Source organism: Leptospira neocaledonica (genome assembly GCF_002812205.1).
GTDB lineage: Bacteria > Spirochaetota > Leptospiria > Leptospirales > Leptospiraceae > Leptospira_B > Leptospira_B neocaledonica.
This window is the reverse complement of sequence record NZ_NPEA01000011.1, coordinates 69,654-92,832: the sequence shown is the minus strand read 5'-3', so window position 1 is coordinate 92,832 and position 23,179 is coordinate 69,654. Positions and strand designations below refer to the sequence as shown.

25 protein-coding genes are annotated in these 23,179 nt (G+C 38.9%); 14 read left to right on the top strand and 11 right to left on the bottom strand.

Annotation, left to right across the window (positions count from 1 at the left end):
• The first annotated feature begins 160 nt into the window (after nt 1-160).
• From CH365_RS17990 to CH365_RS17955, 7 genes are all read left to right on the top strand, one after another.
• Complete coding sequence (locus CH365_RS17990) at nt 161-1,312, top strand: DNA methyltransferase (protein WP_208861240.1); 1,152 nt, start codon at nt 161-163, stop codon at nt 1,310-1,312.
• Nucleotides 1,313-1,419: 107 nt separating this feature from the next.
• Entirely contained in the window at nt 1,420-2,217 is a 798-nt protein-coding gene (gene flgG / locus CH365_RS17985) for a flagellar basal-body rod protein FlgG (protein WP_008590869.1), read from the top strand.
• 5 nt (nt 2,218-2,222) lie between these two features.
• The gene (flgA, locus tag CH365_RS17980; RefSeq protein ID WP_208861239.1) at nt 2,223-3,131 is read left to right on the top strand and encodes a flagellar basal body P-ring formation chaperone FlgA; all 909 of its coding nucleotides are present in this window, start codon (nt 2,223-2,225) and stop codon (nt 3,129-3,131) included.
• A gap of 49 nt (nt 3,132-3,180) precedes the next feature.
• On the top strand, nt 3,181-3,798 hold the full coding sequence (locus tag CH365_RS17975) for a flagellar basal body L-ring protein FlgH (protein ID WP_244283294.1): 618 nt from the start codon (nt 3,181-3,183) through the stop codon (nt 3,796-3,798).
• Nucleotides 3,795-4,862 (top strand): flagellar basal body P-ring protein FlgI, encoded by a 1,068-nt coding sequence (locus CH365_RS17970; RefSeq protein WP_100769921.1) that lies wholly within the window; start codon nt 3,795-3,797, stop codon nt 4,860-4,862. Before CH365_RS17975 ends, CH365_RS17970 begins: the two co-directional genes overlap by 4 nt.
• Nucleotides 4,859-5,332: a rod-binding protein gene (locus CH365_RS17965; protein ID WP_208861242.1), complete on the top strand. Its 474-nt coding sequence runs from the start codon at nt 4,859-4,861 to the stop codon at nt 5,330-5,332. Before CH365_RS17970 ends, CH365_RS17965 begins: the two co-directional genes overlap by 4 nt.
• Nucleotides 5,333-5,655: 323 nt before the next feature.
• The gene (locus CH365_RS17955; RefSeq protein WP_100769918.1) at nt 5,656-6,609 is read left to right on the top strand and encodes a sensor histidine kinase; all 954 of its coding nucleotides are present in this window, start codon (nt 5,656-5,658) and stop codon (nt 6,607-6,609) included.
• A gap of 16 nt (nt 6,610-6,625) precedes the next feature.
• On the opposite strand, the gene CH365_RS17950 is transcribed toward CH365_RS17955, so the two are convergent.
• Genes CH365_RS17950 through CH365_RS17935 form a run of 4 tightly spaced genes read right to left on the bottom strand, consistent with a single transcriptional unit; the run spans nt 6,626 to nt 11,610 of the window.
• Nucleotides 6,626-8,878 (bottom strand): YhjD/YihY/BrkB family envelope integrity protein, encoded by a 2,253-nt coding sequence (locus CH365_RS17950; RefSeq protein WP_100769917.1) that lies wholly within the window; start codon nt 8,876-8,878, stop codon nt 6,626-6,628.
• A complete protein-coding gene (locus CH365_RS17945) occupies nt 8,875-9,762 on the bottom strand; it encodes a class I SAM-dependent methyltransferase (protein WP_165782631.1) in 888 nt (295 codons plus the stop codon). The genes CH365_RS17950 and CH365_RS17945 overlap by 4 nt, the downstream gene beginning before the upstream one ends.
• Nucleotides 9,738-10,373, bottom strand: a complete 636-nt coding sequence (locus CH365_RS17940) for a class I SAM-dependent methyltransferase (RefSeq protein WP_100769915.1) — start codon at nt 10,371-10,373, stop codon at nt 9,738-9,740. Before CH365_RS17940 ends, CH365_RS17945 begins: the two co-directional genes overlap by 25 nt.
• Nucleotides 10,360-11,610 carry an ATP-grasp domain-containing protein gene (locus CH365_RS17935; RefSeq protein ID WP_100769914.1) on the bottom strand — a complete coding sequence of 417 codons (1,251 nt, stop codon included), beginning with the start codon at nt 11,608-11,610 and terminating at the stop codon, nt 10,360-10,362. Before CH365_RS17935 ends, CH365_RS17940 begins: the two co-directional genes overlap by 14 nt.
• A gap of 564 nt (nt 11,611-12,174) precedes the next feature.
• On the opposite strand from CH365_RS17935, the gene CH365_RS17925 reads away from it, so the two are divergent.
• Nucleotides 12,175-13,038 (top strand): flagellar hook-basal body protein, encoded by an 864-nt coding sequence (locus CH365_RS17925; protein WP_100769972.1) that lies wholly within the window; start codon nt 12,175-12,177, stop codon nt 13,036-13,038.
• A 93-nt stretch (nt 13,039-13,131) separates the two neighbouring features.
• On the opposite strand, the gene CH365_RS17920 is transcribed toward CH365_RS17925, so the two are convergent.
• Together CH365_RS17920 and CH365_RS17915 are read right to left on the bottom strand one after the other, a co-directional pair.
• On the bottom strand, nt 13,132-13,545 hold the full coding sequence (locus CH365_RS17920) for a CsgG/HfaB family protein (RefSeq protein WP_165782630.1): 414 nt from the start codon (nt 13,543-13,545) through the stop codon (nt 13,132-13,134).
• 14 nt (nt 13,546-13,559) lie between these two features.
• Nucleotides 13,560-14,084: a hypothetical protein gene (locus tag CH365_RS17915; RefSeq protein WP_125226335.1), complete on the bottom strand. Its 525-nt coding sequence runs from the start codon at nt 14,082-14,084 to the stop codon at nt 13,560-13,562.
• Between the two features lie 363 nt (nt 14,085-14,447).
• Here CH365_RS17915 and CH365_RS17910 point away from each other — a divergent pair, with 363 nt between their 5' ends.
• Nucleotides 14,448-15,629, top strand: coding sequence for a tetratricopeptide repeat protein (locus tag CH365_RS17910; protein WP_100769910.1), 1,182 nt, complete (start codon nt 14,448-14,450; stop codon nt 15,627-15,629).
• Nucleotides 15,630-15,733: 104 nt separating this feature from the next.
• Here CH365_RS17910 and CH365_RS17905 read toward each other — a convergent pair whose 3' ends face one another.
• A complete protein-coding gene (locus tag CH365_RS17905; RefSeq protein WP_100769909.1) occupies nt 15,734-16,507 on the bottom strand; it encodes a LamG-like jellyroll fold domain-containing protein in 774 nt (257 codons plus the stop codon).
• A 230-nt stretch (nt 16,508-16,737) separates the two neighbouring features.
• Between CH365_RS17905 and CH365_RS17900 the strand changes: the two genes are divergently transcribed.
• The 4 genes from CH365_RS17900 (at nt 16,738) to CH365_RS17885 (ending at nt 19,928) form a co-directional block, all read left to right on the top strand.
• Nucleotides 16,738-17,478 (top strand): hypothetical protein, encoded by a 741-nt coding sequence (locus CH365_RS17900; protein WP_100769908.1) that lies wholly within the window; start codon nt 16,738-16,740, stop codon nt 17,476-17,478.
• A complete protein-coding gene (locus CH365_RS17895; RefSeq protein ID WP_100769907.1) occupies nt 17,475-18,158 on the top strand; it encodes a hypothetical protein in 684 nt (227 codons plus the stop codon). The genes CH365_RS17900 and CH365_RS17895 overlap by 4 nt, the downstream gene beginning before the upstream one ends.
• Before the next feature lie 182 nt (nt 18,159-18,340).
• Complete coding sequence (locus CH365_RS17890; RefSeq protein ID WP_100769906.1) at nt 18,341-19,345, top strand: hypothetical protein; 1,005 nt, start codon at nt 18,341-18,343, stop codon at nt 19,343-19,345.
• Nucleotides 19,302-19,928, top strand: coding sequence for a hypothetical protein (locus tag CH365_RS17885; RefSeq protein ID WP_125226334.1), 627 nt, complete (start codon nt 19,302-19,304; stop codon nt 19,926-19,928). Before CH365_RS17890 ends, CH365_RS17885 begins: the two co-directional genes overlap by 44 nt.
• A gap of 49 nt (nt 19,929-19,977) precedes the next feature.
• On the opposite strand, the gene CH365_RS17880 is transcribed toward CH365_RS17885, so the two are convergent.
• Nucleotides 19,978-20,571, bottom strand: coding sequence for a hypothetical protein (locus CH365_RS17880; RefSeq protein WP_100769904.1), 594 nt, complete (start codon nt 20,569-20,571; stop codon nt 19,978-19,980).
• Between the two features lie 170 nt (nt 20,572-20,741).
• On the opposite strand from CH365_RS17880, the gene CH365_RS17875 reads away from it, so the two are divergent.
• A complete protein-coding gene (locus CH365_RS17875) occupies nt 20,742-21,317 on the top strand; it encodes a hypothetical protein (RefSeq protein ID WP_100769903.1) in 576 nt (191 codons plus the stop codon).
• A 185-nt stretch (nt 21,318-21,502) separates the two neighbouring features.
• Here the strand turns inward: CH365_RS17875 and CH365_RS17870 are convergent, their stop codons facing one another.
• From CH365_RS17870 to CH365_RS17860, 3 genes are read right to left on the bottom strand one after another with little or no spacing between them, the layout of a single operon-like run.
• The gene (locus CH365_RS17870) at nt 21,503-22,276 is read right to left on the bottom strand and encodes a sulfite exporter TauE/SafE family protein (protein WP_244283293.1); all 774 of its coding nucleotides are present in this window, start codon (nt 22,274-22,276) and stop codon (nt 21,503-21,505) included.
• Nucleotides 22,277-22,315: 39 nt separating this feature from the next.
• On the bottom strand, nt 22,316-22,753 hold the full coding sequence (locus CH365_RS17865; protein ID WP_100769901.1) for a DUF6691 family protein: 438 nt from the start codon (nt 22,751-22,753) through the stop codon (nt 22,316-22,318).
• On the bottom strand, nt 22,750-23,175 hold the full coding sequence (locus CH365_RS17860; protein WP_100769900.1) for a YeeE/YedE family protein: 426 nt from the start codon (nt 23,173-23,175) through the stop codon (nt 22,750-22,752). Before CH365_RS17860 ends, CH365_RS17865 begins: the two co-directional genes overlap by 4 nt.
• Nucleotides 23,176-23,179 lie beyond the last annotated feature (4 nt).

Sequence of the window (23,179 nt, the reverse complement as noted above, 5' to 3'; positions counted from 1 at the left end):
ATCCAGATCTGAATGCTAAGATTTTTGGATTCGGTAAGGAGACAAGTATTTCTGATTTCACTTCCGCTATTCCTTCGTTATGTCTCAGCCAAGATTTTAAAAAGCAAAACTGAAAATCGCAGCTTCTTCCGAAAATAAGAAGAAAGAAAAGGCGGAGCGGATGAACGGCGCGGTTCGAAAAAAAGAAAGAAAGATACTCACCGGGGAATTTTGGACTTCTAAACAAAGGCAGTCTCATCCCATCCATTACGTTGTCAGCTATAGGGCTTCGTTTAAACCTGAATTGCCCGCCTTCTTCATTGGAAAATACTTGGAGAACCGAAAAGGGATCGTGTTCGATCCTTTCGGGGGAAGGGGGACTACTGCAGTCCAAGCAAACTTAGAAGGTTATGCTGCCATCCACAACGATATCAGTCCGATGTCTTTGTTCCTAGCGAAGTCCAGACAAACTGTCCCTTCTCTGGAAAAACTGGAAAAAGCACTTCATTCTTTGGATCTTAGCAATAAGATCAGAGAAGAAAAGGAAGATGAGGGTCTTTTACATTTTTATCATAAAGATACATTAAAAGAGATCAAGAACCTGAAAAAGATCCTTTCTGATTCGGATTCTCCAGAGCTGAGATATTTGGGTCTGACCGCATTGTCCAGGCTTCATGGTCATAGTAATGGATTTTTTTCTGTATATAGTTTTCCTCAGATCTCTATTCCTCCTTTGGCTCAAAAAAGGAATAATGAGAAGAAGGGAGTTGTCCCTGATTATAGAGAAATCAAGCCTAGGATTCTGCAAAAGATGAAAAGGGACCTAAAAGAATCTCTTACACCTTTTTATCATGAGTTTTCGTCCAGAAACAGATACACCAATCATTCTTCATTGGATCTTTTCTGTTTAGAGGATAATTCCGTGGATCTTGTGGTGACCAGTCCGCCATTTTTGGACAAGGTGAACTATGAAGAAGATAATTGGCTTAGATATTGGTTTCTGGATATAGAACTGGAGAAGGACCAGAAACCGAGTATATTCGCAACTCTCGCCGGCTGGTGTGAATTCATCCAAGGAACCTTGGCGGAACTTTCCAGAGTCGTCAAACCTGGTGGAACGGTAGTCATGGAAGTGGGCGAAGTCAGAAAAGGTAAGACTGTTTTTAACTTGGACGAATACGTGATCAAATGTGCAGAATCCACCGGTCTAGTCTGGGAAAATACCTATATCAATGACCAGAAATTCACGAAACTTGCCAATTGTTGGAATGTTTCGAATAATGAGAAGGGCACAAATTCAAATCGTTGCGTGGTTTTCCGGAATTTGAAGTAAGTGCTTCTTCTTCCTAAAAACCGGTATTTTGTCTCAAAAATCCTCAAAACCCTCTGAGGATTTTTTGGGATTGGCCGATAGGTAAAGGGATCGAGGTATAAACTCAAATGATGCGTTCCCTTTGGACAGCCGCGACTGGAATGATCGCTCAGCAATTTCATATAGATACGATTTCCAACAACTTGGCAAACGTGAATACCACAGGTTTTAAAAAGAACCGCGCGGATTTTGAGGACTTAGTTTACCAACATATGGTTTTGGCAGGAACTCCTGCTACTTCCGTGAGTGAAATTCCCACAGGTGTGAATGTGGGCCACGGGGTGAGGGCGGCTGCTTCTCAGAAATTATTCGAGATCGGTTCTTTTCAAGCAACCGGGAATAAGCTCGACCTTGCGATCACAAGTGAGATGGGATTTTTCAAGATCCAAATGCCTGATGGCAGTTTTGCATTCACTCGTGACGGTTCTTATAAGATTGATTCCAACCAACAAGTAGTAACGTCTAACGGTTATCTATTGGAGCCTCCTCTTATTCTTCCTGAGGGAGCCATTCTAAACACTTTGATGATCTCCGAGCAGGGAGAAGTTACCGTAAAAATCGGGGCAGATATCCGACCTACTGTGATCGGTCAGGTAGAATTGTATCGTTTCGTGAACCCTGCAGGTCTCCAAGCGATCGGTAAAAACTTATTCCAAGAGACGGTTGCTTCTGGTCCTGAAATTCCTGGAACTCCTGGTATGGAAGGTTTCGGAAATGTTCTGCAAGGATTCTTGGAGATGTCTAACGTAAAAATCGTAGAAGAGATGGTGAATATGATCGTGGCTCAAAGAGCATACGAGTCCAACTCTAAGGCAATCCAAACTTCCGATAACATGTTATCTACCGCGATCGGACTGAAACGTTAATTAATATGAGTTTCCGCTTCTTTATTTTATTCTCCATCCTAACAGGACTTTTTGTGTCCGGTTCGGAAAAGGTAGAAGGTATGGAAGCGGTTTATCTTCGCGGAAAACTTCTTACCCAAAAAAAAGAAGTTTTACTCTCCGAGATCGCAAAACTTCCAGATGGGATGAAGGATAAGATTTTATTAAAAAATCTGAATGCACCTATCGTTATTCGTCCTGAAAATTTGAAAGAAGTCCTAGCGGGTATCCCTGTTTCCGGTAAAGAAACCTTAGTTTTACCTTTAGATTCCGAATTGGATCCGGAAGACTTGGAAGAAAGTTTAAAAAAAGAAGTTTCTAAACTTCCTCAAGACAGAGAAGGAGATTTTAAAATTTCCTATTTGACCGGGGAAAGGTTCGTTCCAAGCCAAGGCGTGGAATTGAAATGGGCCGGACTTCCACAAGTTATTCATCCGGGACAAATTGTTGCTTCTCTGGATTTTTATTTCGAGAATAGAAAGGTCCATACTCAAAGGATCAAATTCAAATTAGAAAGAAGAACAAACGCACTCTTCGCCAAAAAGGAAATTCGTAAGGGGCAAAAACTCCAAGCAGAGGATCTGGAAGAAAGAACTGTCTATATGGAAGAATCTTTTACCGACGGGCTTTCCGATAAGGATATAGGCTCCACTGCACTCAAGGATCTTCAAATAGGAGAACTTCTCCGCAAAAAACAATTCAGGTTCTTATTCGATGTACAAAGAGGCGGGGATGTGAATCTTGTTTATACCAAGGGAAACTTGGTAGTAAAATCCAAGACAAAAGCATTAAGTTCGGGTAATATTGGGGAGATCGTGGACGTTTCTTCTCATTCGAAAGAGGGAAAAATTTCCGCAAGAGTGGTGGAGAAGGGCACAGTCCTTTTAGAAAATTGATATGATCCGAAGCCTGAAATTCTTACTTCCAATTTTATTTTTATCCGGAATGATCGCAATTTTTGCCCAGGATCTTTCCCAATGGCAGGATAAAAATCCTTACTCCAGAAGCCAGAATCTGAGAGTGGGATCTACTATATTCGTAAAATTGAAAGAAGGTTTTACTGCAGAGTTCGAGATTGAATCTACCGCTGATGAGAATATCACCATCAAAGCAGTGCCTGATAAAAAAGTGATCCCTGAAAATCCTGCGTACAATACAGATCGTACAATCGTTCGTAAGAACAAAGGAAAGATCAAATCTCTCGGAAAACTAAAAGGGAATCTGACTGCTGTAATTACCGCAGTGGATGCAAATACTGGACTTTTAACCTTACAGGGGCAACGTTCTTCTACTTATAATGGAGAACCTTCTCAAGTTCTTTTGACTGGAAGATTGTCTCCTGACTTTATCGCTCGAGACAATTCAGTAGATGCGGATCGGATCGCAGATCTTCAGATCCAATTTACGGGAAGAATAGAACCTAAAAATTTACAACCTCCTATTACCTTAAAAACGATCAATAACCCTGACGGAACAGTAACCGTTAAAGCTGAACTTTCGGAAGAAGAAAAACAAAGATATATTCTGGAACAATTGAATCGTTTATTGGGAGAGTCCAGATGAAAAGAGCAATTTTACTTTTTATAATATTCTCCTTATCTATTTCAGGGGCGGAAGTCCGCCTAAAGGACCTAGCTAAAATAGAAGGAATCAGAGACAATCAGATTACAGGTTATGGGATCGTAGTCGGACTTCCTGGTACTGGAGATTCCAAAACTCCAATGACCACCGAGAGTATGAAAAATTATCTCAAAAACCTGGGAGTGGATGCAAATCTAAAACCGGAACAGACCAAAAACATCGCTTCCGTATTAATTACTGCTAATATTCCTTCTTATGCTCGTAAAGGTGATAGATTGGACGTAACTGTTTCTTCTATCGGAGACGCAAAGTCTTTGGAAGGAGGAGTACTTCTTCAATCTCCTTTAAAAACTGCGAATGATAAAATTTATGCTGTGGCAAGCGGTGTTATTTCTTTCGGTGGAAAAGAGAATAGTGCAGGGGGGCTGGGAAGAGCTTCCAAAAAGACTGTAGGAATTGTACACGCCGGTGCAATCGTAGAAACGGAATTGAAAGAGGATTTCTTTTCCAACCAAAGAGTTGTCATTCGATTGAATAGCCAAGACTTCTCTTTGATGAACAATGTAGTCAATCGTATCAAGGAAACTGTTCCTGAAAAATTCGGATTAAAAGCGGAATCCATCCAAGCTTTAACTCCATCTGAAATAGTGATAGAAGTTGGTGCTGGATTCTCCGCAAAATCACCGGGGCTTCTTAATCTTCTTTCTGATTTGGAAAACATCACCGTAGAATCGAATCCAAGAGCCAAAGTAGTCATCAACGAAAGATCCGGTGTCATCGTGATGGGTGGAAATATCACCATCGATGAAGTTGCAGTTGCGAGATCGGGCTTGAGCCTTTCTGTTGCAGATAAGAACAGAAGACCTACAAGACTTAGCGGAGAAAAACCTCCCACAAAAGAATCTTTCGTGATAGAGGAGGCTACTCAGGTCTCCGATGTGGTGGAAGCATTGAACAAGGTAGGAGCTTCTACAAAAGATATTATCGCAATTTTAGAAGCATTGAAAGCAGCAGGTGCACTTCATGCAGAATTGGAGATACAATAATGATAGATAAAATCCAAGACTATCGATCTAAATTGGATCTAACTGAAAGACCGGAAGTACAAAGGCTTTTACGCGAAGAAAAAAACAGTAAGCCTGGCCAAACCTTCCCGGATCAATTAAGGGAAGAATTTAATAATACTCTTTCAGGAAAAGTTTCTTCTTCCGAAGTGAGAATGCCTCATAATATTAAAGAGGAAATTACTGCTGATCCGTATCGTAAGAAGTTATTCGATGCTTCGGGCGAATTCGAATCCATCTTCGTTAAGATGATGTTGAAAGAAATGAAATCCACAGTTCATAAGTCCGGATTAATAGACGGTGGCTACGCGGAAGAAATTTTCGAAGATATGCTTTATGATGAATATTCTAAGAATCTTTCTGCCAATTCTTCCTTAGGACTCGCAGAACAGATTTATCAATCTTTGTCATCTAATCTTCCACCGATCTCTAAACTGGATTCTAAAGTTTAAAACCGAATTGACATTTGCCTGTTTTGTTCTGTAAACTAATGTTTCTGTTTGCATGATACAAATCAGTGAGATCTTAAATCTTATTTTTGATTCTATAGGTTTGGTTGCGATAGTCGCTCTTTATCGGATCGGACTCATTCCGAAGTATAAATATCTGTTTTTAGGGTTTTTATGCGTTTGGTTTAGCAGTCTTTTTACGGTATTAGAAGGCTTCTTCTTGCCTGTTCTCCTGAATTTTTTAGAACATTTCACTTTCCTTTTATCAGGTCTATTTTTTCTATTCGGCATTAACGTTTATTTCTTAAAAAGACGGGAAGTCTGAGATGAACTCTATCGCTGCCATGAATCTGGTAACTTTCGCTCTGTATACGATTGCTTTATCTTTTTTGGTTCGAAGTATATTTAAAAAACATGTTTTATTTGGGCCGGGTATATTTGCCGCTGCATCCCTTTCTACCGGATTTTTCGTATGTATTTCTAACTTTTTGGAACATTCCGGCATTAGCGATATTTTGGACGATTATGAAGGATTTGCCAGAGACCTTTTTGTAATGTTTCTTTTGATCTTTTTATACGTGGACTCCATGCATAGGGAACAAGCGAAAAGAGAGAAAGATCAAAGGCAGATCCAGAACGATCTAAGAGAAAAGGCGCTTTTGCTTACGGAAATACATCATAGAGTGAATAATAATTTGCAGATTGTTTCCGGACTTCTTTCCATGCAAGGTACTGTGAGAGAGGATGAAAGTGTTACGGAAGCATTGAGGATTGCTCAAAATCGAATCCAGTCCATCGCAAAGATCCATCAGATCATTTATGATTCCAATAATCTAATCCAAATAGGTGCTTATTCTATTTTGAATTCGGTCATTAAAAATTTGGAAACCACTTACAAAGTAGAGTGTAATAGGATTTCGGTGACAAAAGAAATGGATCAAAGTATTACTTTGGATCCGGATCGAGCCATGCCGTTGGGCCTTATACTGAACGAACTTTTGACAAATTCCCTAAAACACGCGTTCTGTGAAGGGGAAGTCGGAGAAATTTTTATCCGATTGGAGCAAGATGATAAATTTATAATATTAAGCGTTTCGGATTCGGGAAAAGGTTTAGAGGAGCCTATTCAAGGAAGAAATACCGGAATCGGAATGAAATTAGTAGAAAGTCTTGTGCTACAAATTAGAGGAAATGTTCGGGTGGATTCCAACCAAGGTACTAATGTCAAAATTTTGATCCCTAAGGAAGGAAAGCATACTTTAGTATTTTCTCTTCCTTGAGGAAACTTTAAAAATTCTAATCAATCAAGTCCCTAAAACTGATTGCATCCAAATCTTTTTGCAGAGAAATTTCTGCCTTATCCATTTTATCTCTCACTTTATCCGGATAAACATGGAAAGAAGGGTCTTCTTTTAAAAGCGGTTCAGGTATTCTTCGATAAAAATCGCCCAGAGTTAGATCTTCTCCGGACACCACTGGCAACCAGGCTCCGCCTTCATTTGTTTCTACAAGTAGTCCTGCTTCGGATAATGTTTTGGTAAGCCTTGGGATTTCTTCTGCATGAAGTCTTGATTTGATAGCAAGGTCCCCATTACGAGGTGCAATCTTACTTTCTTTTTGAACGGAATAGACTGCCTTTAAAACTCCGATTAATTTTCTGAATTCATAACTAAAAGAAGTATGATGTTCTTCTATCAATTGGAATGGTGCGTAATATCTTTCAGGATATTGCACACAAGCAGTTACCTCTGCGCCGAATAGAACAATCAATGATAAGGAATATACTCCGATCAAGAAGATAGGAATGGAGGCTAATGCCTTATATACAATCATTGTTGTTTCGGAGAAGGAAGTGATATATACCTGGAATCCGTAAAGAAAGACCAAAAAAATCACGCTGGTAAATCCAGCACCCCAAGATGAGGCACGGATTGGGACCTTTGTGTTCGGGATTAAAGTAAATAATGCTAAGAAGAAGAGCCAGATCCCAATTAATGGAAAGAAAAATTTTAGAATATTATAAGGTGAGAATACTGACTCTCCTCCTTGGAGTATGATTGTTTCGTATTTGACATCCTTGTATTCCGAAAGACTAATCTTTTTATATTCTCCAATATTCAATAATCTGAATCTTCCGTTTTCACTTCTGTCGAGTAATCCGGAGGCGAATACTTTCCCTTTTGCGGGAATATAAAAAGTATTCCAATGTTCCCCTCCGTCTATAGAAACTAGGATATTTCCGAGAGCATCCAAAAGGAAAATATCTGCGGATTCTTCATTTTCTATGGACCAAACCTTGGTGAATGTATATCTTTTGTGACTGAGATTTTTCCATGAGTATCCACCGTCTTCCGTTTTGAAAACTGAACCTCTTTCTCCCGTAACAAAAAACTCGCCAGGCCGAATCCTATGGATATCTTTCAGTCCATGGCCGGTGATTTTTGTGGCGTTCCAAGTATAGCCGCCGTCTTCGCTTTTCCAAACATTCCCGTCTTCATCCACGATATAACCTAGATAAGGTTCCGGAAAATAGACCCGATTTGCACGGATCTTCAAAACATTCGCGAATACTGGTTTGTAACTTCTTCCTTGAGTGAAAAAATGTAGGACTTCTCCGTTGGAGAAGATTAAATAAAAATTTCCTTCGTTAATATATTCAAAATCTTTAAAATTTGAATTATCGAAATAAATCGCGTTCCATACGGAACCGTCTACAGGTTTGGAAAGAAATAACCCTTTTTCTGAAAGAGCATATACTTTTCCGTCCTTCACGGAAACTCGGACAAAATTTTCCTTGGAAATATCTGGCTTTTCGCAAAAGTCCACACGAACTCCGAAGGAATCCAGACAACGGATATTCTTTAGATCGATGTCTTTTTCATCTAAATAATAATCCTGTTTGAGACCGGAGTCCATGCGAAAGAGTGTACCATTCTCTCCGGAGATCCAGATATGATTTTCTAGATCCTTGTCCATACTCAGATAATGAGGAGGACGAAATACATCGGTCACTTTTTTAGCAAGATTGTCTCCGATCACAAGAAGAAGAGGGCCGATAGAAAGAACAAAAAAGTAAAATACGAATTCTTGTAGAACGGATCTTTTTTCTTCGATCCTCCAGATAGAGTTAAAGGAGTTTTCTAATGATCTTAATACTGTGGTTGCGGAGAATACTAAAAGAATAAAACCGATCGCACCTATTTGTCTAGCTGCATCGATCAATTCTCCTAAAGTATCCAAGTAAGGATTGATATCCAAGTTAATATTACTGACTAGAAAAAATGCATTAATTTTATCGAATATTTCTTCCTTACGATTGTCCAACCCCGAAGTAATTGTCAAAAGAGAAAGTGCCACTACAAGCATCGGGATCAAAGAAACGATCGTAGTATAAGAAATACCTGACGCCTTGATGAGACATTCGTCTTTGGCAAAACGATAGGCAGAAGCCGCCAGAACACGGACTGTGAAATTCAGTTTTCGCCCTAAACCTGCGTCCGGGATATAGTCGAAAAATCTACTGTACTTAGTATTCGGATGAGAATTCATTTCTTAATCGCGTAATGCACCATAGAAGATGTGAGCGGGATTCCTTTTTTGGTAAGTTTACTTTTAAAATGGTAGAATGAGATCCGGAGCCATTTTAAATAATCCTTCCATTTGGAAAAACTTCCCCTGGATTTTAAAAGTTTAGCGGAAAGGGGGAAGTCCACTCCGAGGTAAGTAATCTGTCTTTCGAATCCTCGTATGGCAAGAATTTTACGAAGGTTTTTGGCAGAATAATAATACACGTGACCGGGTAGATAGTAGTGATATTTTTTACCTGCTTCTATGGCCTGCCAGGCATCAAAATTCGCGGTTTGGATCAGAAGTAAACCACCTGGCCTTAGAATCCTGGAAAGTTTATTAAATACTTCTTTAGGGTTTTCCAAATGTTCGATCACTTCTATTAGAGTGATGACATCGAAAAAATTTTCCGGAAGATCTGCGTCTAAAAATTGGCCCTGCCATACTTTGAAACCTCTCGATTCTGCTTGTTTTGCGGAGAAGGGAGAAATTTCCACACCGTAAGGCACGAATCCTTTTTCTTTAGCGCATTCTAAAAATCCACCGAAGGAACATCCTATGTCTAAAAAATTGCCAGAAGATTTGAACTTGGAAATATTTTTTAAACGAGCAAACCAAACATATCGATCGAATTTTTCAGTCTGCCTTTCGTCTCTATATGTGAATTCCTGATTACCGGTATAATATTCTTCGGTATATAATGATTCTGGTTCAGGTCTTGGGAATTGAGCTTGGAAGCCGCAGGTTTTACAAATTTGGATAGAAAGATCGAAATTACCGAATTCGGATTTGTACAAGGGTTCCCAGTTACAGTCCCCTTCCAATGGGCATTCTTCTTGGATTATTTTTTGGCGAGAAAGATCCAATGACAAATCCTCTCATCCAATTTTCCTAATGGAGTTCTTTCCGTATAACCCAGTTCGAAGGAAGAAAAATTTTGAAGAAGATCTTGCACATCTTCTTTAGTATAAAACCAAGTTACGCCACCGGCAAGATCTGCAGTTCCGATTTTGCCTTTTTCCGCTTTAAGATGAGTGTCGCCTTCTGCTCTTACGGAAGCCGCGAGATACCCACCTTTTTTTAAAATACGAAAGGTATCGTCTAACATGGATTTTGCGAGGTCCGGAGAATTGTAATGCAGGACTCCCCAGCTAACGATCAGATCAAACTCTTCCTTCTCAAAAGGATAGGGAGGAGTATTCAATAAAAACGTTTTGGTCCAAGGATAAGATTTTTTAACTGACTGGATGGAATTTTCACTGTAATCTGCTGCATATACTTCATAACCGAAATCCTTTAGAAGAACACAATGTCTTCCGGAACCGGTCCCAAAATCCAAAGCCTTAGGAGAAGGTGAAGAAGGTGGAAACTTAGAGATCATTCGAACTAAGTTTTCATCCGGATAAGAAAGTTTTGCCTTAGGTCTAGTATAATGAGTTTCCCATGCTTCTTTGGAAGGGTGATCAGCGGGCTTCATATTCAGCCTTCAAACGATTTTTTACGCTGCCATTCCATTCTTCTTCTGATGAAGATACTTTTGATTTTAAACAAAGAACTCTGGTTCTCGTTTCATTTCCCAAAGAAGTATCCAGTTTAGAACCGGGCTCCTTCAGGTTTTGGTTCAAAAGAATTGTTTCTCCATAATTTGTAGGAAAATTTTCCCAGGACTTCAGAACAGAAACTCCCCTAGGTGGGATATCAAAACGAACTTGAGATTTTAGTTTTTTAGGAATTTCTAAACTAGAAGGTGGAGGAACGATCGGTTCTCCCACCAAAAGTTTGACCAGATTCGTAAAATAATCGTAACCGGAATAACCTGGCACTAGGACATCTGCTAGATATTCTCCACCCACTTCGGGAGCGGCTTCTATCAAAACAAGTTCTCCATTTTCATCCGATCTGAATTCGGCTACGAAAGGACAGTTCTTTAAGCCGGTTGCTTTTACAATCGCTCTGCATAACATTTTTATTTCGCCTTCCAATTCGGATTTAGGGAAGGGAAGTCTATGAGCTGCTTCTAAAAAAGGAGGAAAAGAAGAAGTTTCCTTCAAAGAAATATTTACCAGATGAAAATCGGAATCATCCACTAATCCCAAAACGGTATATTCGGGGCCTGGAATATACTCTTCTAAAAGCCAAGTCTCCGGATGAGGAGAATTTGCGGCAATTTTTGACTTGGGTTGTTTTTTAGGGGATATTAAATTAGAAATAGATTTTAAATCTGAATCGGATTCCACGAGTTGGATTCCGGATTTGCCACTTCCTTGGCTAGGTTTTAAGATCCAGGGATAAGAAAAGGATTTTGACTTTGCTTTGATTTCGGAAGCTGGGATCTCTCTTGGAACTCGAATCCCTTTGGGAGCTAAGGTTTCCTTTAAAATTTGTTTATCAGAAAATTTTAATACGGATTCGGTGCTTGCATACTTCAGTTTTAATTTTTCTGCAAGGTAGGCTGTGCTATACGTTGCCTTTCCGAAAGATCTTGTGCCGAGTCCGATGATTGGAGTCGGCAGGGGATTTTCTGCGACCGCTCTTAAGATCCTTCTGTATTCGAAAGTAGATTCGATAATCCTCAGGCTCGCCATAGCAAACCCGGGAGCTTTATCGTTTTTATCGACCGCAGCTACTTCCAGACCCAGGGCCCTGGCAGCAGAGATCAAGGGTACCTGATTTTTACCAGCTCCTAAGGAGAGAAAATACCCTTTTTTCTTCATCCCCTGGATAAATAGTCCTCAGAACAAGAGATGTCAAAGATTTTTTAGGAATGAGACAAAATCCGGGGTTTTGTAGGAATTCCCACGGTGCAATGAATCGACCCCCACCCATCGTCGGGAATGGGGGGTGGGGTTGTGGGAGAAGGCGATTTCCGTCTCTATCATGAAATTTTGATTTTCACAAGCCTTTTTGCAGCTGGGGTTTTGTTGGAGTTCCTACAAAGAGAGGGATACATTTTCATAGACAAGTTTGAGTTCTTGTTCCCGCCAGGGATGCGGAGGGCTTGTCCCACCGAAGGTGGGACGAGGCGGGCTCGCTTCTGCGCTAATTAAAGCAATGGTGTCCGATAAAGATTTTGCTTCATTGCATTCAGCAACCCTACGGGTTTTTCGCTCCCTATGGGTCCTCAAAAAACCGTAGCAACCCGGTCTCGCTATCAGCGGGAGGCGGCCAAACCCCCGATTTTAGTAGGAACTCCTTCTTATTTTTTCTTTTTATGTCTTCAAAAGCGTAATGGGATTTTTGAAAAACTCCGATTCTTAAAAGGAGCAGGAGAAAGAAGAATGTTAAGAGGAATGTACACCGGGTCCAATGGGATGATCGTGCAGCAAACACGCATGGACGTTATCTCCAACAATCTTGCGAACGTGGATAAGACTGCATTCAAAAGGGACACAACGTTGTTCAAAACTTTTCCTGAACTTTTGATCCATAGATTCAGCGAAGATGGAGTGGGCAAGGTGCCTATGGGCTCCTTCGACACGGCTCCTGTAGTCGGCAAACTCGGATTAGGCGCCGAGGTAAATGAAATTTATACAAGATTCGAACAAGGTGCTGTGAAGAAAACAGATAATCCTTTCGACATGATGCTGCAAGATAGACCTGGCACGGAACATCCTGCTTTTTTCAGCGTTCTAACGAATCGAGGCGAAAGACTTTCCCGTTCCGGCGCATTTGTTTTGGACACGAATGGTTACTTGGTGACTCCTCAGGGTTTTCCTTTGATGGGGGAGAATGGCCCGATCAAGGTCGCTCGTGGAAACTTTTTGGTCAAAGAGAATGGAGAAGTTTGGATCAACGGTGAGATCGGTAACGATCCTCGCAATTCTGTCGGCGCTGATAAAAATAGATTCGAAACTCCTGTTCTTTTGGATCGTATCAAGATCCGAACCGTAGAAAATCCTCGTCATTTGGATAAGGAAGGGGACTCTTTCTATAACGATACCCCTGAATCAGGCGAACCAAGACCGTTTCTTTTGGAAGAAGAACCGAACCTTCTACAAGGTTATTTAGAAGCTTCTAATGTAAGCGTTGTAACTGAAATGGTTGAAATGATCGAAGTTAACCGATCTTACGAGGCTAATCAAAAAACTGTTCAAACCCAAGATCAGATGTTGGGAAAACTTTTGAATGATGTATTGAGATAATAATCCTTTCCTCTCAATCCGAACCAATATTCTTTATCTTGCTGCACGATTTATATATTTTAAATTCTTAATCCTTTCTTATCGAAATGTGAATTAGATTTCTCCATTCTCTTTCAAGCGGCGGATTAAATTTGATACGGATCTTTCTATAAGAATTGTTTTAATTCTAGGAGGAGTATCATATGCCCCGGCAATAAATTCAGTGTCCACTTTTTCTATCCATAAGATCTGGCCATTTAATGTATCAACACATCTGACGAAGAAAGAAAGTTTCTGCGACTTATTTTCACTGGACTCCATTTCAAGTTTATCGACTAAAATCAGTCTGTCGGCTTCTAATAATTTTCCTAATTTTAATCTTTCGTGATCAGTAATTCCAGAAAGAGACAATTGAATTTCAGAAATGGCTTTATCTAATCGTGCTCTTTCCACGAGAGAAAATCCGTTATTTATCAAACGTTCTAACAGAAGGTTATATAAAGAAGACGGAATATCCTTACTTTCCATTTGAGGAGCATCCATCAGCAACGTGTAATTGTAGCTTTGTGTAGGAAAATGAGAAGCGAAATCTTTTGATTCCAAGACGTCTTTTGTAAAATCGGATTCAAATTGAGCAAAGGCACCTTCATGACCACATCACTGTCGTTTGTGCCGGAATGTTCAAATCGATCGCTGAATAAAGGTAATGTCAAACCTAGGATGATGGAAGCCCAGCCTAAAAAGTATCTATGCTCTATATTATATTTATAAATCTTAATAACTTTATTTTTTGCCGAATCAATTAACTCAAATTGAATATTGCCATAAGATCTTTGGATAAAGGGAAAAAGTCCCAGCGTCAGGATGCCAGGAAGCATCGTTAAGGTTGGGATTTGAACACGATCGACTCCTGTTGTAATTCTAATTTTGGCGTTTGCTTTCGGATCTATTTGGAACTTCTGATTTTTTCTAAAAAGATTAAATATATGATTCGAAAAATAGGGCTCCACTTGCGGAGAACCGACTTCTTTAATTACTTCTTCCTTGTCTTTCTTTTTGAACTCCAATCGGATCGGAAAGGTGTCGGGAAGTTTTTTAGATCTTCGGAAAATGGTTTTTATGCCGTAACCATCACCTTCTAAGTTTGCATGATGAAGAAAACAGGATTGGAATAGTAAAAAAACGGAAATTGTAAATACAATATTTCTAAACAGTGACTTAGAACTCATTTCAGAATACTTTTTTCTTGTGAAGCTTACGTCAATCATATTCAGGTTATGTAAGATGCGTTAGTTGTGCCTTTTTGGGAATTGATGCTGCATTGTCTTTGTGATTTAACATATAGTTCTCCTGCAGATCTGAATATGGTGCGAATCTATAATCATAAAAAAGGCTGGACGAACCGTATTATTTGAGAGAAAACCTGCGGAATGTATTCTTATTTCGTAAATCGTGAAATGCTAAATAACCTGATTCATAAATTCTCAATAGGAATAGTAGGTTATTTCGAGAAGAATTCATTTTCGCGAATAGCTAGAGACGTTCGGGTTGTGTGCGGACGAATTTTCTTTGTTTTGATTTCTTCACTAATTCTCTTTTATTCAGTAAGAGGGGTTCTGAGTGATACATACTATATAGAGTCAATTAGTTTGCCTGAGTCGGTCATCAAAAATGGATTAAGTGAGAATGAAGTTTCCGGTAGAATCATTTTGAAGCTAAGATTAATTCAATCGGAGGTTACCGCAATTGATTCCTCTGACTCCGAAGATATTCATAAACCCATTTTTCGTTTCAATGATGCTGTGGCTTCAGAAGATATTAAAGTATTTGGGATTTCTTTAAATTCTTTAAAAAAGATTATAAAACTTTTGCTAAATATTCAGGATAAGGTCATTTCCGGATCCATAGTTAGAAGAGGAAACGAATTGGAGGCAAAAATTCATTTTCCTTTTTCTACTGAAACAATTGATGTAAAAGAAAGGATTAATAATGAGGATGAGATCGGTTGTATTGACGTTCTGATCGAAAAATTATCGGAAAAGATAATGCTTAAAGAACAACCGGTAACCATTGGCTGGTATTTTTTAATTAGGAAAGACTACTTAAAAGCGAATGAAGTATATGAAAGTCGTAAGACCGATTTTGATATGATCGTTTTGAAAGGTTATATTGCTTTGGCGGAGGGCCTATATTCCGAGAGTCTCGCTTATTTTACATTGGCAGAACAGATTGATGAGGGAGTGGATTATAATTTATACTTTGGCAAAGCTTCTGCTTATATGAATTCAGAAGATTACAAAAATGCCATTGGTTATTTTGAAAAAGCTAGGCAAATTGATAATTCGGATCCTATACTTTTTGTCAACATGGGGTTGTGCTCAAAGTTAATCGGACATTTTGATCAGGCAAAAGATTATTTTATCCATGCTGCCGAGCTAAAAAATAACTATGCTACTGCGTATTATAATTTAGGTCTCTTATTTAAATCTAATAATAAAGAAGAAGCGAAAAAGTATTTCAATTTAGCTATTAAATCTAATCCAAATCACATCGAGGCTTTTAAAGAGTTAAATTTGATGTTAGATAAAAATAGCTCCCCACATCAATATTAAATAATATCTACGTTTAAAGTAAATTTATTCAGATAGAGTTTTTAATACTCAAGGTAGAGTATTTGTAATTCGTTTAGCAATATAACATTGTATATAGCTGGGAATTAAAAGCCGAAAAATATCGGCGGAACAATTCTGTCATAGACCCTAACTTCGTCTATCGTTACTTCTTGAGAACCGCCGCCTAAAGTACCGTATCCTAGAGTGATTGGGAAACCTGATGTCCAAGGTATCCGATTTGGATTGTATACCCTAGAATCTACAAGATCGTTTCCGATATACAGATTGGCCCTATTGTTTGGAAGATCCCACGTAAGAGTTACATTATACCAAACATCATTCTGATAACCTTTGCAAGGGCTGAGATTGCTGACAACCCCGGTACCTCCGTTTGTACTATAGGCTCTGATTTGGAAACATGATGGGTTATCCTGAAGTTGGAATCCTAAACCATCTCCAGCGCCAAGAATAATTCCTGAAGTGTTAAATTTGCCTTTTACCCAGGCGCTTAAGGTAAAAGATGCAGTCCCGGTTAAAATAGGTTCTCCTCCGGAACCGGAATCATGCCATGAATCTATACCATCATAAGCGTAAGCACCATTCGGTAAATTGTTATGATCTACAGTGAGGACAGGTCCTACAGTTCCGAATGCGGTTAGATGTAATGTCCCGACTCTATCGTTCGCATCCCCATCTAAGGGCCAATAATGGATCAATCCGACATTCATAGTTCCTACGATGGATTTGGCGACGGCCTCCAGGCGAGTATCCTCATCCGAGGGAAGAAGTATATTTGCAAGTAGATACGTTCCGCAATTTAGAGAACCTAAACTTATGAGTAAGAATAGGATAAGTGAATAAGAGGAGAAGTTAGGCATACTTGCGTTCTCAATTCTGACCAATAGTTATATTAATAGAAATGCAGCGCAATACTTTATCTAACAAAAGGTTGTTAGTTGCGGGTTCAAGCTTCTATAAAATTATATCACGGACTCATTTGTTCCGGAAAGAGATTCAAAGAAAGAATTTTCAAAAACAAATTTAATATACGGATATGCAACTATTTCCGACTGGTATCTTTCGGTCGGATATGCATCATAGATCTCTAATGAAAATATTAAAAATTGCGCTCGTATTTCTTATGCTGGTACCGAAGATCCTTTTGGCTCAGGAATCGGATCAAAAAGACCGCAGAAAAGAAAAACCCTTTAGTATAGGGTTCGGGTTAACCTCGAATGCAAATTTTAATTTAGAAACAATCAGCTTTAATTATAATCTCGGTGAGAACATTTCGGTAGGCTTAAATATACATAGAACGGTCCGAATGGTCGGAAATAAATTCACTGATAATTATGTGTTCATTTGTTCTGCTGGATCGTATCCGGGAGTTTCTAATTGTGAAGAATACGAGCATATAAAGAAGATGTCCTCTGATGTTTATCTTAACTATTTTCCATTCGGTGGAATATTCTTCTTAGCAGCGCATGTAGGCACTCTCCCCGATTATAATTTTAAAGTCAGTTTTGATGATACTCGTGCGCCTAGTATTTTGGCAAATAATAGTTCTTCTCTTTCCTACACCGCCGAAAGGAAGAACACAATATTCGGCGCGGCTGGTTTTGGAGTTAAATGGCAATCTTCTAATGGAGTTTTCGTAAAATTTGAATTTGGTTTTTTTCAAGTAGTTCATGCGGAAGACAAGGTCTATGTATATTCGGATGATAGAGGTTTACTTCCACAAAGCCGACCTCCGTCTCTTGTTGATACCGTTTTAGTTAAGGAAACAATGATTAAGGAGCCGGACTCTCTAAACGCTTTAATTAGTTTATCATTCGGATGTGCATTTTGAAAAATATTGTCGATTTCATAATTTCGATAAAGCCAAACATTATTACTTTCATATTACTTAGCGTTCTATTTTCTTGCAGATCGACGATTCGAAGGGGATATCTTGAACCTAAGCCGAATCCCCTCTATGAAAATCAAACGATGAAGATGTTAGAGATTGAAATCGAAGGCAGCATTGAGAGCAAGCCGTTGCTGGTTGTCAGTCTAACTTCTGATCCTTTTAACAAGGTAGAAAAATCTCAGCGAATTGAATATTACAAAGAATTGTATATTGAAAGTAAGTCGATTCGTCTAGAAATTCCCGCTCTGGCTGAATATGGAACTATAGAAATCCTGAATGATACTTGGTATCCGCTCGCTTTTTACAATCAATCTCGATTACGAATTTTGTTAGGAGTTGAGCGGGGGATACTTTGGTTGAGATATCAAACTGGCTATGAAAAACGAGAAGCTTGTATAAAAGAATCAGCCGCGAGTATTTATAAATGTCCTGCACTTTGGGAAACTGGAGGGGTAAATAAACTTATCAAAATACAGATATCGGAAGAAAGAAGAATGAATAAATTACTTACTTTTTTCAGCTATTTGAACACAGCGATCATATATTTGTATACGGGGGTTCCCGTTCCGTTATTTGGCTTCTTTGCGACGGAAAATGAAGTTAAAATGGCTGTCGAGTGATTCAAATTTGTGAATCGTAATCTCAGATAGAATATTGCCCAAAAATTAAGTTATCAGAATTATAATTACGTAGAATCCGTTAGTCACATTCTCTTTTTAATAGAAAAGTTGACTCAATTTTACAATTTCAAGATATATCAATAATATACGATTGATTTGATTTGAGGTGTATTTTGAAAAAAATGAAATTTAGTATTTTCTTTTTCGCATTATTTTTTATTCCTTTGCTTCCTGCTCATACTGCTTGGTGGGAGGTGTCAGGAAGGGTCGGCTATGGATCGTGGAATCCAATTGAAAAATCCCGATCGGAAGCGATTCAGAACTCTCCTGCCTCAGGAGAGTTGCACCATGGCTTCAGCGGAAGTGCAGGGTTGGGAAGCGGGTATTCGATTAGAACATTTTCGAATTCGGGGAAATATTCTTTTTTGATAGACTATTCTTCTGTTAAAGAAACAGCAAGTGATCGTAATGTTTTCTTATTTGCGGATTCGGCTTCGATTCGCCCGGTAAATGCAACTACAATGATGAATTTGAATCGAAATGAGTTTATATTCGAATATTCTTACTTTTGGATTCCCGCTAGATTTGGAACCGGTGTCGGTTTACGAACAATTGCAGAATCAACTAGCAGCGACCCGTCCTTTTTTGCAACAATTCCGGGAGCTGCGATTACTTTATATAAAACAAGTCAGTCGAATTTTGGACCTCAGTTATCATTATATTACCTCCAACCATTGGCTGATTGGGTCCAGTTTAGATCACGTGTAACAGTTTTTTATTTAGATCATGGAACTTATAATGAGAACTCCAGTTCGATTACAAATTTACCTGGAAGTCCAATGCCCCCGGATCCGCTTACTATTGCGAATGATCGAACAACTATCGGTTCTAAACGTAGGGGGTTCGATTTAGATTTGAGTTTTATTTTTCCCATCGAACATAATATAAATTTGTTCACTGGTTACAAGCTTACCGTTTCCGAGGTGGCGACAAACCGTCTTGCGTCTACCGGAAGGACTTTAGATGAAAGCGGAAATTTTACTAGCTTCTCCGTTACAAATGCAATCTCTGATTTAGCATTTTCTCCTTATTACTCTCATTTTGTAAGAGATACCATCCATACTATTTACTTTGGAGTGACACTTGCGGTTGGTGGAGAAGAGGGGAGAAGTAAGTGGTATAACTAGCGATTTAATTTTTATCTGGGATCAGAATAAAGAATATGAAAATAAAATCTTCTGCTCCGTTATTTGTCTTAATCTTAGCTGCGTAACTACAGCCGGAGTTACTGAAATGATTGTTTGGGACTCTGGTACGAATAAGAAAGTCGCAGATAGAATTTATGTAAGTGATGCCACGGGTGGAGAAATGACTGTCCCTTGGGGATCTCCTACAATTACAGATCGAAATTTTACGCGAGCTTTAAAGGATTCAATTGTCAATTCAGGTTTATGCGAATCTGTTACTGCAAACGTCAATGAAGATTGGACTTTAAATGCAGCAATTATGAAATTAGACAATCCCTCATTTGGAGTTATGGATTTTACCCATAAGCTTACAGTTAGATATATTTTAAGGAACAAGGGTGTATCTGTATTTAATGAAGTTATTGAAGCTCAGGGGATTGGAAAATTTTCGGACCAACGGGTTGCTCTTTATAGAGCACAAATGGCAACCGAGGCTGCAGCACAGGAGAGTATTCGAAAATTTTTGTCAGAATTGGAGAAAAAATTAAATCTAAAATCTGGCAAGTCTAAGTTTAGTAAGTGAATATGCTTTTTTATTCTGCATTTTAGATCCTTTCTAGAAAAATGAAGGCTTATTTAAGAACATTATCCTTAACCGCTTCCTTAAGGATCGATTTAACTAATTGAAAGTTCATCGTATCTATTTCGGAAGTTGGAAAGTAGAATGGCATAAAAGGCAAAAATAGCCACCCTAGCCAATTAAAAGTCTCAGCACTTCTCCGATAACTTTTTAGCGATTTTCCATTTTTATCTTTGAAAGTGAAATCGATAATTACATTAGTTGAGAATTCAGATGGAAGAAAAAGAAGCGTGAAGCCCGAGATAACATTCAATCCACCATGCGGATATTTTTTATTTGTATATATAACATCGCAATATAAGTCGGCTAAATTAGAGTGGTCGTTAGCATCGATCACGACATAACCAACCTTTACGATACTGTCTTTTATCATCTTTTCCTTTTCCTTTCGATAATTCAAAACAGGAGTTTCTTCGACATCGTCGTCGAAAAATTTATAAAGAACATTCACACCAATTGTCTTTCGGGAAAAAGGTGAGATGGCTTTATCCGAAATTTTTTCAAAATTATCCGGATAAAAAACAAATGTGGCGCAGTTTAAATTGATTGAGAAGATGACTAAGGTTAATTGAAAATATTTACACATAATAAACGAAGAGGCCCTAGGATGCATTATTTTCAAGTAAAACGTTAGACTCAATTATAATAAATGGAAAAGATTGAATATAGAAATGATTTTATATTTCGAGATAGATCATCTAACTACCATCGGTTTTTAGATATTTAAACGAGCAGCGGAGAAAATTAATTAAGCCTATGTATGTTAAAAGAATCGTATTTCCAATTCTTATTATTTTCTTGCTTTCGAGCCATCTTTTTGCTGGTGGATCCCAAAATTCTGCACAGCAGGAATGTTTTCAAAATTTCATCCGAGCTTGCAATTCAGGTTTCGATTGTGCTTGGGATACTGTGGAGAGTGCATTTAAGCAGGATCTTTCTGCTCTTGGAAAATTCGATGAATTTCGCCTCGAAAGATGTGTCTCAGATAATATTCATAAACGTTTTTGGCTTTCAGCTTATATCCATAGTAACCCGACTACCTTTAAGGAACCGGAACGTTCCCAACGATTTACTCTTAATCTCACACGAAAGGTCATCGGAACATGTGAGCGAAACAAGATACAATGCAAGTTGCAGGAGTTACATTTTATCGCAGCCGTCAACGCATCAAAGCTTGGAAACAGCTATCTTGCTTCTTATCACAAGGAAAGGGCAATCCAAGTTGCGAATACCTCCTGCACATACTTCGGGGCAAAGGGGCAGGAGGAGGCTGACATCTTTCAATCAATCAAGACCAAATCAGCTTTGAATTTTACTAAGTGCCCTCAATGATTCGCCGATCATTATCTTGGATTTGAATAACACATTTGAAAAGAAATAATAATCTTCTGCTCCGTTATTTGTCTTAATCTTAGCTGCGTAACTACAGACTGCTATCGATATTTTAGGACGAATGGAAAGATCGATTCTTGCGACTAAAAAACAAACAATATAAGTAACTGTGGAGTAGCAGTAACCTATAACCTTCCTCCCTGATCCCATAAGATTAGCGAAGCTACAAGTAACGTAAAATATCCAAAACTACTTTTCAGATATTTTTCATTCATTCTGGACGAAAGTTTCAGTCCCAAAAACATTCCTGCAATTCCTAAGGCACAAATGATTAAAAGTAAGGGGCAATATTCAGTTTGTTCAGATCTAAAACTGATTGCGAATCCAAAAAGAGAATTTCCGGCAATTATAGCAAGGGAAGTAGCCGCGGCCTGTCTTACTGAAAATTTAAGTAAAATTACAAGGGCCGGAATGATAAGAAAACCTCCTCCTGCCCCCACGAAACCTGTGATCGTTCCCACTATGAGCCCAGTAAGACCAATACCGAATAAGTTAGACGGTGTTGAGTATAATTTTAATGATTCCGTTTGGAAAGAATTGTTTGAGCGGATCATAGCCCAGGAGCTGGAGGCCATTATGATCGAAAAAATGATCATAATAAGTAAAGGTTTTGTAAGTGTAATGGTTGAGCTCGAAATTAAAATGTCTGGAAGCGAGGGCAGAAGCAAATATCTCGCAATATAAATGCCTAGAAAGCTTGGCCCTGCGAAATACATCCCTACCTTTATGTTTGTATCTCTTTTTTTTAGCTGGATGGCTGCACCGACTAAGGCCGCTATTCCGACTACGAAGAGCGAGTTTGTGGTAGCAAAGATCGCATCTTGTCCGAAAAAATAAAAAAGAATGGGAACTGTTAGAATAGAACCTCCTGCACCGATTAGCCCCAGTAAAGTTCCCATTATGAAGGAAGAAATGTATCCCAAGATTAACATTTTAGTTTATTCTAATTTACTTTTCAAATTTGTTTTTTTGTCCAGAAACCAGAACAGTAACATTCCAAAAATTATGCTGACAAAAACGACAAGAGGTCTCATTTCAAAACTTGCAAGCGAAGTAACTGAAACTGTCGGACAATAACCGCCTAATCCCCAGCCAATCCCGAAAATCAAACTTCCGATAACGAGAGCGGGAGTGATTTCTTGGCGAGTCGGAATAAACCAATCTTTTGAGAACATTGGAGTTTTTCTTTTTCGTATTAATTTATACGTAATGAAGTGAACTCCAACAGCCCCGGCCATAGTGAAAAGAAGGGCAGGGTTCCATTTCCCGAAAACATCTAGAAAACCTATTATATTAGCAGGTTGTAAAATTCCAGATACACCTAAGCCGATGGCGAATAGTAAACCTACAATCAGTGCTCCAATATTATACTTCATATAAGTAGCCCTGTTTTTCTAAGTAAGACGACCGCAGCCATTCCTGCAGCCATGAACACGATTGTAGCGACAATAGATCTTGGAGAAACTCTACTTACTCCACAAACCCCGTGTCCGCTCGTGCATCCCCCTCCTAACATCGCGCCAAACCCAACAAGTATTCCGGCAAGCGAGCCGATCCATGCTTTTGTTTGTAGCTCAACTGTTAAAAGTTCCGGTGCTGTTGCTTGTAAAGAAAGTCCACCTAGTAGAAGCCCGACTATAAAATACCATCTCCAAGCTATATCACCTTTGATAGGAACAAGCACGCCGTATACGATGCTGCTAACCCCGGTAACTCTTCCATTCCATAAAAGCATCAAAGAAACAGCGATACCAATCACCACTCCGCCGACGAGCCCCATTATCCATTCTGTTGCCATTCTT

Bases quoted from the DNA above. Each gene is read 5' to 3' on its own strand.
- CH365_RS17900 (WP_100769908.1), top strand. From the start codon at position 16,738: ATGAAAATATTAAAAATTGCGCTCGTATTTCTTATGCTGGTACCGAAG.
- CH365_RS17925 (WP_100769972.1), top strand. From the start codon at position 12,175: ATGTTAAGAGGAATGTACACCGGGTCCAATGGGATGATCGTGCAGCAA.
- flgA (WP_208861239.1), top strand. From the start codon at position 2,223: ATGAGTTTCCGCTTCTTTATTTTATTCTCCATCCTAACAGGACTTTTT.
- CH365_RS17865 (WP_100769901.1), bottom strand. From the start codon at position 22,753: ATGAAGTATAATATTGGAGCACTGATTGTAGGTTTACTATTCGCCATC.
- CH365_RS17935 (WP_100769914.1), bottom strand. From the start codon at position 11,610: ATGAAGAAAAAAGGGTATTTTCTCTCCTTAGGAGCTGGTAAAAATCAG.
- CH365_RS17990 (WP_208861240.1), top strand. From the start codon at position 161: ATGAACGGCGCGGTTCGAAAAAAAGAAAGAAAGATACTCACCGGGGAA.
- CH365_RS17905 (WP_100769909.1), bottom strand. From the start codon at position 16,507: ATGCCTAACTTCTCCTCTTATTCACTTATCCTATTCTTACTCATAAGT.
- CH365_RS17910 (WP_100769910.1), top strand. From the start codon at position 14,448: ATGTATTCTTATTTCGTAAATCGTGAAATGCTAAATAACCTGATTCAT.
- flgG (WP_008590869.1), top strand. From the start codon at position 1,420: ATGATGCGTTCCCTTTGGACAGCCGCGACTGGAATGATCGCTCAGCAA.
- CH365_RS17940 (WP_100769915.1), bottom strand. From the start codon at position 10,373: ATGAAGCCCGCTGATCACCCTTCCAAAGAAGCATGGGAAACTCATTAT.
- CH365_RS17970 (WP_100769921.1), top strand. From the start codon at position 3,795: ATGAAAAGAGCAATTTTACTTTTTATAATATTCTCCTTATCTATTTCA.
- CH365_RS17875 (WP_100769903.1), top strand. From the start codon at position 20,742: ATGTATGTTAAAAGAATCGTATTTCCAATTCTTATTATTTTCTTGCTT.
- CH365_RS17920 (WP_165782630.1), bottom strand. From the start codon at position 13,545: ATGGAAAGTAAGGATATTCCGTCTTCTTTATATAACCTTCTGTTAGAA.
- CH365_RS17860 (WP_100769900.1), bottom strand. From the start codon at position 23,175: ATGGCAACAGAATGGATAATGGGGCTCGTCGGCGGAGTGGTGATTGGT.
- CH365_RS17880 (WP_100769904.1), bottom strand. From the start codon at position 20,571: ATGTGTAAATATTTTCAATTAACCTTAGTCATCTTCTCAATCAATTTA.
- CH365_RS17975 (WP_244283294.1), top strand. From the start codon at position 3,181: ATGATCGCAATTTTTGCCCAGGATCTTTCCCAATGGCAGGATAAAAAT.
- CH365_RS17890 (WP_100769906.1), top strand. From the start codon at position 18,341: ATGAAATTTAGTATTTTCTTTTTCGCATTATTTTTTATTCCTTTGCTT.
- CH365_RS17870 (WP_244283293.1), bottom strand. From the start codon at position 22,276: ATGGGAACTTTACTGGGGCTAATCGGTGCAGGAGGTTCTATTCTAACA.
- CH365_RS17950 (WP_100769917.1), bottom strand. From the start codon at position 8,878: ATGAATTCTCATCCGAATACTAAGTACAGTAGATTTTTCGACTATATC.
- CH365_RS17955 (WP_100769918.1), top strand. From the start codon at position 5,656: ATGAACTCTATCGCTGCCATGAATCTGGTAACTTTCGCTCTGTATACG.